We start from the raw sequence: 8,981 nt of genomic DNA on the forward strand, positions 1-8,981 counted from the left end.
ACGCACCGCTCTCGCGGCCAGAAGTCGTGGCCCATCATGAAACAGGTGAGCACCTCCACCTTCTCCAGGCGGGGGTCCGGAGCCAGGTCGCGCACGTCCGCCTCGATGAAGTCGAAGCGCCCGCCGAAGCCCTCGGCGGCCACGTTCTCCGCGGCGTCGCGGAGGGCGTCGGGCGCGATGTCGATCCCGATGCCCTGGACGTTGGGATAGCGGCTCGCGATCTGCGCCAGGCGCCCGCCGCTGCCGCACCCGAGGTCCGCGACGGTGCCGAAGTCGAAGTCGAGCGCCTCCATCGCCTCCCAGAAGACCGGGTCGAACGAATGCCGGTTGATGTCCTTGCAGGCGTAGCTGATGGCCACGGCGTTGCGCCGGTAGAAACCACCGACCCTGTTCTCGTTGCGGACGATGCCCGGCATGTTCGCGAACAGCTCGGCGCAGCCGATGGTCAGCCAGTGGAAGAACGCCTTGTCCCGGTAGACCTCGGCGAACGCCGACCCGGCACGCACCGTGTCCTCGTCGTCGCGGACCACCACGCCGGCCGAGCCGAGCGCGGCGAACATGCTCCGCATGGATGGCAGATGCAGGTTGTGCTTCTCACAGAACGCGGGGACGTCGATCACGCCGCGGTCGTTCAGGACGTCGAACGCGCCCACCTCCCACGCGGCGGCGATCGCGAACCCGGCCACGGTGGAGTTGAAGATGTCGGCGGACAGCCCCGTGCCGTCGGAGGACGGGCCGAATCCGGTCGCGTGTGCGGTCATCAAGCTCTCCTTCAAGCGGGCATCGGCGAAGGCGACACGACCGTCGCGTTCAGCGAGCCGGTACAGGCGGGAAAGGTCCCGGCTCGCGGGCCGGGGAGGGGTCACACGATCCGCACGTCCGGGACGTACAGGATCCACTTGCCGCCCGCGTCCCGGAACTCCTGCTCCTTCGCCATGATCTCCTCGGCGTGGTTCCAGGCGAACAGCAGGGCGTAGTCGGGGTAGGGCCGTGAGAAGTCCGCGGGCGTCCGCACCGGGATGTGCGTACCCGGGGTGAGCCGCCCCTGCTTGGTGGGGGTGCTGTCGCAGACGAAGGAGACCAGGTCGGGCCCGATGCCGCAGAGGTTCGTCACGGTCGCGCTCTTCGCCGTGGCGCCGTACCCGACCACCGACCTCCCCTCGTCGCGAAGGCGGCGCAGCAGTGACGTGAGGTCCTCGCGGATCTTCAGCACGTTCTCGCCGAACCGGCGCAGCGTGGCCATCTCGCCGAGCCCGCGCGCGTCCTCCTCCGCCAGCAGTTCGGCCACCGCGGCGGACGGCTGCCGCGACCCGGCGGGAGCCAGCGTGTAGCGGACCTCCCCGCCGTGCACCGGGAGCCGCTCCACATCCACCAGTTCCAGCCCGTGTGCGGCGGCCATCGCGCCGACCGACCGCACGGTGAAGAAGAAGAAGTGCTCGTCGTAGATCTGGTCGAACGAGGTCCGTTCGACGATGTCGGAGAGGTAGGGGTCCTCGAAGACGAACACCCCGGTCGGCGCCAGCAGCGCGGCGACGCCGGACAGGACCGACCCGATGTAGGGGATGTGGCAGAGCGTGTTGGCCGCGTAGATGACGTCGGCGTGCCCCTCCGCGGCGAGGATCTCCTTCGCGGTCGACTCCTCGAAGAACGACTTGCGGACCCTGATCCCCTTCTCGGCGGCGAGGTCGGCCACACCTCCGGAAGGCTCCACGCCGAGGTGCCGGACGCCGGCCTCCGCGAGCGCCTTGAGCATCACGCCGTCGTTGCACCCCACCTCGACGATGAACGGGTCCTCGCCGGTGAGCTCGGTCGTGAGAAGGCGCTTGGCCAGCCCCTCGAAGTGGTCGCGCATGTAGGCCGACCCGGAGGAGTAGTACGGGTACTCCTCGTGGAACATGCGGTCCCGCGGCACCTCCTCCATGAGCTGCACCATCGTGCACGCCTCGCAGAGGCCGGTGGCGAGGCGGAAGAAGAACTCCTGACCGAGGTCGGAGCCGGGGGCGAGGAAGGCGTCGGACAACGGCTGGCGCCCGAAGTCGAAAAACTCATGAACAGTGCCACCGCACACGCGGCATTGGGATGTGTTCGGCATATGAGCTCCTGACTGACCAAACCGACGGCGAGTTGAGTGGGCCGAGTGTCAATGGGCGGACTCATCCGCGGTGTCCTCGGCCAAGGAACAGGGAATCGCTCCGTACAAGTTTCCGCAAGCAATGCTCTTTCGGCAAACACTTCGTTCCCACAGCACCCTGTGGCGATGGTGTTTCGCCTTTCTTGAGCAGGCAGGGAACTGATTTAATTTCCGGAAGTCGGGCCGGTTCGCTGTCCCGCCAGCGGGACGAAGAGGCGGTTCACATCGGGGTTTATCTGGTACGACGGGATCGCCCTGCGGTGCCACCCGCCGACGGCCGTCTAGCATTTTGCGTTGTTAATTCGCTATCAATGGCAGGCACGGCGCAACCGCGCGACGAATGCGGAGGAGACCGATGATTACTGCCGGGCTCAAGCTGACCAAGAGCGGCGGCCTCGCCCTGATCCGGGATGGCAGGCTCGAGTTCAATATCGAGATCCAGCAACTGGACAACAACCCGCGTTATAGCGGCGTCCAGGACCTGGAAACCCTGCCGAAATTACTGGCCGACCGGGGATACGACGTGGACGACGTCGACGAATGGGTGGTCGACGGCTGGGCGGGCACGAAAAGCGGTCGGGTGCTGGATGTCGAGGTGGCGCCGTACCTGGAGACGGGGTCGGCGCCCGACCCCGCCCTGCCCGGCCACCGGGGCACCGTCCTGCTGGGCGGGAAGTCCAGACCATATACCAGCTATCCGCATGTGACGAGCCATATCGCGGCGGCCTACTGCACGAGCCCGTTCGCCCTGCGCGGCGAGCCCGCCATGGTCCTGGTGTGGGACGGCGACGCCTTCCCACGGCTCTACCACGTCGACGAGGGCGGGCGAATCGAGGCCGACGGCGCGCTGTTCCCGCTCATCGGCGACGTGTACGCCATGGCCACCCAGCATTTCGGACCGTTTCCCCGGGAGAGCGGGGAGGGCGAACCCGGCCCCCACGCGGCGGGGAACCTCATGGCGTACATCGCGATGGGCACCGTCAAGGACGAGATCCAGGCGGTGCTCCGCACGCTGTTCCACGAGCACTTCGAGGCGGACACGCCTCGGGCGCGGGAGTACCGGCAGGCGGTCGTCGGCTGCGGCGGCGCCGCCGAGCCGTCCCACCGGTACGTGCACGCCTACCTGGGCGAGCTCCGCGAGCGGATGGACCGGCTGGGGGTCGGCGACGCCGACGTCCTGGCCGGCCTGCACGACTTCGTGGAGAAGCTCCTCATCGAGCGGCTGGTGCCGCGGATGCGGGCGCGGGGAGACGGGCCGTTCAACCTGTGCTTCGCGGGCGGCTGCGCGCTCAACACCAAGTGGAACTCCGCGCTCCGTGCGGAGCCGGCGATCCGCGAGATGTGGGTGCCGCCCTTCCCCGACGACTCGGGATCGGCGATCGGCGCCGCGGCGGCCCACCTGGGCCGCGCGGACGGTCTGCGCCCGCTCGAGTGGAACCTGCGGGCCGGCCCCGCGCCGGTCCGCCACCCGCACCTGCCCTCGGACTGGTCGGTGTCGCCGTGCCGGCCGGAGGAGCTGGCCCGCCTGCTGCACCTCACCGGCAAGCCGGCGATCGTGCTCAGCGGACGGGCCAAGCTCGGCCCGCAGGCGCTGGGGTCGCGCAGCATCCTGGCCCCCGCCGTCGATCCGGGCATGCGCCGGCTGCTGAACGAGGTGAAGCAGCGCGACGGGCACCGGCCGGTCACCCCGATATGCCTGGCCGACCACGCGCGGAAGGTGTTCGATCCGGGGACGCCGGACCCGTACGCGCTGTTCGAGCACCGCCTCCGCCCGGAGTGGGTGGATCGGATCCCCGCCGTCCAGCACCTGGACGGCACGACCCGGGTGCAGACGGTCAGCGTGGACGACGATCCGACGCTGACCACCATCCTGCGCGAGTACCACAAGTGGAGCGGGATCCCGGTGCTGTGCGGCACGAGTGCCGGTCTGAGCGGGAGCGGGTTCTTCCCCGACGTCGTCTCCGCGATGCGCTGGGGCCGGATCGACATCATCTGGAGCGACGGCGTCCTGTACCGCCGCGTCCGCAACGGCAGCGAGTGAAGGAGCCGGACACATGACCCGAGAACCGCGCGCGATGGTGATCTCGCTGCAGAAGAGCGGGACCCACCTGATGCAGGAACTCATGCTGGAGCTGGGCTTCAAGATGGTCGGCGTGCCCCGGCCCGCGCCGCACACCGTGCCCGTGTTCGACGAGGAGCAGAGCAAGGCCATCGCGGCCCAGGTCCTCTCCAAGCTCGACTACGACGAGTTCCTCGAACTTCAGGGCACCGAGGCGTTCGCCGAGCGCGCCCAGGAGCTCTGGGGGACGATGGTCTGGCACTGGCAGCGCCAGCTCGGCCAGCGGGTGGTCAACCGGTACGGGCGCACCAGGTACGAGTTCGCCGAAGGGCTCGCCACCAACCCGCACCTGTCCTACAGCCGGTTCGCCGACACCCCGCCCGGCCTGTGCTGGATCTTCCACGAGCTGGACATCGAGCGGGTGGACGGCACCTTCCTGAGCGAGTGGGTGGAGACCGCGAACCCGCCGCTCATCTTCAACTACCGTGACCCGCGCGACGCCGTCGTCTCCATGATCAACTTTCTGGAGGGACGGACCAGGGAGGGGTACGGCAACTTCTTCGAGGCCGACATCTTCAGTGCGATCCTGGCCAGCAAGCCCACCTGGGAAGAGAAGATCGACTACGCGTTGCGGGACCGGTCGTTCCTCGGCCGGGACCAGTTCGAGAAGGCGCTCTGGCTGCTCAATCACCCGAAGGTCTGCAAGGTGCGGTACGAGGACCTGGTCGGACCACAGGGGGGCGGCTCCCGCGAGCGGCAGCTCGACGCGGTGAACCGGGTGCTGCGCCATCTCGGCTCCGACCGGGACGCCGAAGAGGTCGCGGGCCGGGTCTACAACCCCGACTCGTGGAGCTTCTACAAGGGCCGCAGCGGCGGCTGGCAGGAGCGGTTCACCGCTCGTAACCTGGCCAGGTTCAACGAGCAGTTCGGTGACCTGCTGGAGCAGTACGGCTACGAGTGAGGCGAGATCCCCCGGCCGGCGGCGATGCCAGCCGCACCGCCGCCAGGCCCCCGTGCCGCGTCCTAGACTTACCCGGGATGGATGAATTCGCCGTGTCACCCACGTCCCGGCGCAGCGTACGCGACTGGCTCGTGGACATCGGACTGTTCCTCTTCGCGGCGGCCTTCGGAATCATGACGGCCGCCCAGCGCCTGCAGATGCCCGCCCCGGACGTGGTGCCCTGGGTGTTCCAGCTCGACCAGGTGATCGGCGTGCTGGGCTGCGTCGCGCTGTGGATACGGCGGCGCCATCCGGTCGAGCTGGCCCTGGCCCTCGTCGTCCTGTCGGCCTTCTCCGAGCTGGTCGCGGGCGCGATGCTGGTGGCGCTGTTCACGGTGGCGGTGCACCGGGCGGCGCGCACCACGTTCGCCGTCTTCACACTGAGCCTGCTCGCCGCGCTGGTCTACGCCGTGGTCAGGCAGGAGGTCGGCACGCCGCGCGAGGTGCTGTTCCTGCTGGGGGTCGCGGCCCAGGGCTCCGCCACCGGCTGGGGCCTCTTCGTGCACCACCGGCGCCGGCTCGTGCTGTCGCTGCGGGAGAGCGCCGCCAGGGCCGAGGCCGAGGCCCAGCAGCGCGCCCGCGAGGCGATCGCCCGGGAGATCCACGACGTCCTCGGGCACCGGCTGTCCCTGCTGAGCGTGCACGCGGGCGCGCTGGAGTTCCGGCCGGACGCCCCCGCGGAGGACATCGCCCGCGCGGCCAAGGTGATCAGGCAGAGCGCCCATCAGGCGCTGCAGGACCTGCGGGAGGCCATCGGCGTGCTGCGGGCTCCGGTCGGCGAGCTGTTACAGCCCTCCCTGACCGACATCGAGGAGCTCGCCGCCGAGTCCCGGCGGGCCGGGATGCGGGTGAACCTCACCCAGGAGGTTCCCGGGAGCGTTCCCGGCCGGAGCGCCGGCACCGCCTACCGGATCGTGCAGGAGGCCCTCACCAACGCCCGCAAGCACGCCCACGGGGCACAGGTGTGGGTGCACACGACGGGGACGCCCGGCCAGTGGCTCTCGATCGAGGTGCGCAACTCCGCGCCCGACGCCCCTTCCTCGGCCGCTCCCGCCCCTGCCCCCGCTCCCGGTGAGGGCTCGGGGCAGGGGTTGGTCGGCCTGGCCGAACGGGTCGCCCTGATCGGCGGGCGACTGGAGCACGGGCCCACCGCCGAAGGTGGCTGGTGCCTGTCGGCCTGGCTACCCTGGCCGGTATGACCTCCCAGCAGCCGCGGCAGGTCGGCGTGCTCATCGTCGACGACGACCCCCTGGTACGCGCCGGGCTGGTGATGATGCTGGGCGGCGCGCCCGATCTCAGCATCGTCGCGGAGGCGGGCGACGGGAGCGAGGCGCTCTCGATGGCCGCCCGGCATCGCCCCGACGTCGTCCTGATGGACATCCGGATGCCCGTCATGGACGGGCTTACCGCGACCAGGGAGCTCCGCGCCCGCCCCGGCGCCCCGGAGGTCATCGTGATGACCACCTTCGACGCCGACGACCACGTCCTGCGCGCGCTGCGCGCGGGAGCGGCCGGCTACCTGCTCAAGGACACCCCGCCCGCGGAGATCGTGGCCGCGGTGCGCCAGGTCACCCTGGGCAACCCGGTGCTCTCCCCCGCCGTGACGCGACGCCTCATCGCCCGGGTCGCCGACGACGGCGAGAACGAGCGCCGCACCCGGGCGCGGGAGCGACTGGCCCAGCTGGCCGACCGGGAACGCGAGGTGGCCATCGCGGTCGGGCAGGGCAGGTCCAACGCCGAGATCGGCGCCATGCTCCACCTCAGCCTGGCCACGGTGAAGACGCACGTGTCCAGCGTCCTCACCAAGTTCGACCTCAACAACCGGGTCCAGATCGCGCTGCTCGTCCACGACGCGGGCCTGCTCGACGACCCGCGGTGACTCAGCCGGCGGCGCGCTTGGACTTCCACCAGGAGGGGTTGTCGGCGTACCAGCGGATGGTCTCCGCCAGGCCGTCCTCGAACGCGGTCAGCGGCCGGTAGCCGAGAGCGCGCAGCTTGGTGTCGTCGAGCGAGTAGCGGCGGTCGTGACCCTTGCGGTCGGTCACCCGCTCGACCATGGTCCAGTCGGCCTCCAGCGCGTCCAGCAGCCGCTGGGTGAGTTCCAGGTTGGTCAGCTCGGCGGTGCCCGCGATGTGGTAGACCTCGCCGGGCTCGCCCTGTTCGGCGACCAGGCGGATGCCCCGGCAGTGGTCGTCGACGTGGATCCAGTCGCGGATGTTGCCGCCGTCGCCGTACAGCGGAACCTTCCTGCCCTCCAGCAGGTTGGTGACGAAGAGCGGGATGACCTTCTCCGGGAACTGGTACGGCCCGTAGTTGTTGCCGCACCGGGTGATCGACACCGGCAGCCCGTGCGTGATCGCGTAGGCGCGGGCGATCATGTCGCCGCCCGCCTTGGCCGCCGCGTACGGCGAGCGCGGGCTCAGCGGGGCGTCCTCGTCCCAGGAGCCCGTCTCGATCGACCCGTACACCTCGTCCGTCGAGACCTGGACGACCCTCGGCGTACCCGCGTCCAGGCAGGCCTGCATCAGCGTCTGGGTGCCGAGCACGTTGGTGCGGACGAACTCGCCGGCCCCCTCGATCGACCGGTCGACGTGTGACTCGGCCGCGAAATTGATCACGACGTCATGGCCGGGGACCACCCGGCTGAGCAGTTCGGCGTCGCAGATGTCGCCCTGAACGAGATCGTGCGGCACCCCCTCCAGGTTGGCCAGGTCCGCGGCGTACGTGAGCCGGTCGAGCACGGTGATCCGGGCGTCCCGGGTGGTTCTGACGAAATGGGACCCGATGAACCCGGCACCGCCGGTGACGAGGATTCTCATGAGCGAGACACACCTTTCTGTCTGGGTAGGGCGCAGAGGACACGCGCTACCGGGCCAGACACCATTCCAGCACCGCCATGGCGCTGTGGAGCTTGTTACGCGCCTGCTCGAAGGCGATACTCGCCGGGCCGTCCAGCACCTCGGCGGTCACCTCCTCGCCGCGATGCGCCGGCAGGTCGTGCATGAAGCAGGCGTCCGGGTAACGGGACATGAGTGACGCGTCCACCTGAAACGGTGCGAAGACCTGCCGCCATCGCGGGTCGGGCTTGCTGGTCCCGGTGGTCTGCCAGCGGGTGGTGTAGACGACGTCGACCTGGGCGGGCAGCGACAGCATGTCGTGGCTCTCACGGACACTGCCGCCGGATCGCGCGGCCAGCGCGGCCGCCTCCGCGAGCACGTCCGGTGTGAGGCCGTACCCGCGGGGAGTGCGGAACTCCAGTTCGACACCGGGGAACCGGGAGAGCGCGAAGGCGAGCGCGACCGCGGTGTTGTTGCCCTCACCGACGTAGAGCACGCGCAGCCCCTTGAGACGGCCGAACCTGGCCGACATCGTGGTGAGGTCGGCCAGGGCCTGCGTGGGGTGCTCCTCGGCGCTCATCGCGTTGACGACGGCGGGGCAGTGCTCGGCGAACGTCCGCATCTCCCGCTGCGGCCCGGCGGTACGGATGACCAGGCCGTCCAGCATGCCACCGAGCACCCTCGCGGTGTCCTCCAACGTCTCACCGGTGTTGAGCTGCAGGTCGCCGGGCCCGTAGGTGATCACCTGCGCGCCGAGCCGCAGCGCGCCGGTGGTGAAGGAGGTCCGGGTGCGGGTGGAGGTCTTGCTGAAGTAGACGCCGACGATCCGGCCGCGCAGCGGGGCGTCGTGCGCCTCCGGGTCCGCGGCGAGGTCGACGCCGCGCTGGACGATCGACTCGATGTCGGCGTCCTTGAGGTCGCGCAGCGAGATCACATCACGGGAACCGACCATGG

At 69.9% G+C, this 8,981-nt stretch carries 8 protein-coding genes; 4 read left to right on the forward strand and 4 right to left on the reverse strand.

Going from position 1 to position 8,981, the window contains the following annotated elements:
• Positions 1 to 761: methyltransferase domain-containing protein (locus ABT061_RS45815; protein WP_350929989.1), on the reverse strand; the 761-nt coding region annotated here is incomplete at its 3' end.
• A 101-nt stretch (positions 762 to 862) separates the two neighbouring features.
• Positions 863 to 2,092: a methyltransferase domain-containing protein gene (locus ABT061_RS45820; protein WP_350929990.1), complete on the reverse strand. Its 1,230-nt coding sequence runs from the start codon at positions 2,090 to 2,092 to the stop codon at positions 863 to 865.
• Between the two features lie 394 nt (positions 2,093 to 2,486).
• On the opposite strand from ABT061_RS45820, the gene ABT061_RS45825 reads away from it, so the two are divergent.
• From ABT061_RS45825 to ABT061_RS45840, 4 genes are all read left to right on the forward strand, one after another.
• Positions 2,487 to 4,172, forward strand: coding sequence for a carbamoyltransferase N-terminal domain-containing protein (locus ABT061_RS45825; protein ID WP_350929991.1), 1,686 nt, complete (start codon positions 2,487 to 2,489; stop codon positions 4,170 to 4,172).
• A gap of 13 nt (positions 4,173 to 4,185) precedes the next feature.
• Positions 4,186 to 5,151: a sulfotransferase domain-containing protein gene (locus tag ABT061_RS45830; RefSeq protein ID WP_350929992.1), complete on the forward strand. Its 966-nt coding sequence runs from the start codon at positions 4,186 to 4,188 to the stop codon at positions 5,149 to 5,151.
• Between the two features lie 77 nt (positions 5,152 to 5,228).
• The gene (locus ABT061_RS45835; RefSeq protein WP_350929993.1) at positions 5,229 to 6,389 is read left to right on the forward strand and encodes a histidine kinase; all 1,161 of its coding nucleotides are present in this window, start codon (positions 5,229 to 5,231) and stop codon (positions 6,387 to 6,389) included.
• Positions 6,386 to 7,069: a response regulator gene (locus tag ABT061_RS45840; protein ID WP_350929994.1), complete on the forward strand. Its 684-nt coding sequence runs from the start codon at positions 6,386 to 6,388 to the stop codon at positions 7,067 to 7,069. Before ABT061_RS45835 ends, ABT061_RS45840 begins: the two co-directional genes overlap by 4 nt.
• Before the next feature lies 1 nt (position 7,070).
• Here the strand turns inward: ABT061_RS45840 and rfbB are convergent, their stop codons facing one another.
• Both rfbB and ABT061_RS45850 read right to left on the reverse strand, forming a co-directional pair.
• Positions 7,071 to 8,009, reverse strand: coding sequence for a dTDP-glucose 4,6-dehydratase (gene rfbB / locus ABT061_RS45845; RefSeq protein WP_350929995.1), 939 nt, complete (start codon positions 8,007 to 8,009; stop codon positions 7,071 to 7,073).
• A 46-nt stretch (positions 8,010 to 8,055) separates the two neighbouring features.
• Entirely contained in the window at positions 8,056 to 8,979 is a 924-nt protein-coding gene (locus tag ABT061_RS45850; protein WP_350929996.1) for an ornithine carbamoyltransferase, read from the reverse strand.
• Positions 8,980 to 8,981: the final 2 nt, after the last annotated feature.

The sequence above is a fragment of the Streptosporangium sp. NPDC002544 genome (genome assembly GCF_040295965.1).
Lineage (GTDB): Bacteria > Actinomycetota > Actinomycetes > Streptosporangiales > Streptosporangiaceae > Streptosporangium.

Excerpts from the sequence above, each read along its gene's own strand:
- ABT061_RS45820 (WP_350929990.1), bottom strand. The coding sequence starts at position 2,092 with ATGCCGAACACATCCCAATGCCGCGTGTGCGGTGGCACTGTTCATGAG.
- ABT061_RS45825 (WP_350929991.1), top strand. The coding sequence starts at position 2,487 with ATGATTACTGCCGGGCTCAAGCTGACCAAGAGCGGCGGCCTCGCCCTG.
- ABT061_RS45830 (WP_350929992.1), top strand. The coding sequence starts at position 4,186 with ATGACCCGAGAACCGCGCGCGATGGTGATCTCGCTGCAGAAGAGCGGG.
- ABT061_RS45835 (WP_350929993.1), top strand. The coding sequence starts at position 5,229 with ATGGATGAATTCGCCGTGTCACCCACGTCCCGGCGCAGCGTACGCGAC.
- ABT061_RS45840 (WP_350929994.1), top strand. The coding sequence starts at position 6,386 with ATGACCTCCCAGCAGCCGCGGCAGGTCGGCGTGCTCATCGTCGACGAC.
- rfbB (WP_350929995.1), bottom strand. The coding sequence starts at position 8,009 with ATGAGAATCCTCGTCACCGGCGGTGCCGGGTTCATCGGGTCCCATTTC.
- ABT061_RS45850 (WP_350929996.1), bottom strand. The coding sequence starts at position 8,979 with ATGGTCGGTTCCCGTGATGTGATCTCGCTGCGCGACCTCAAGGACGCC.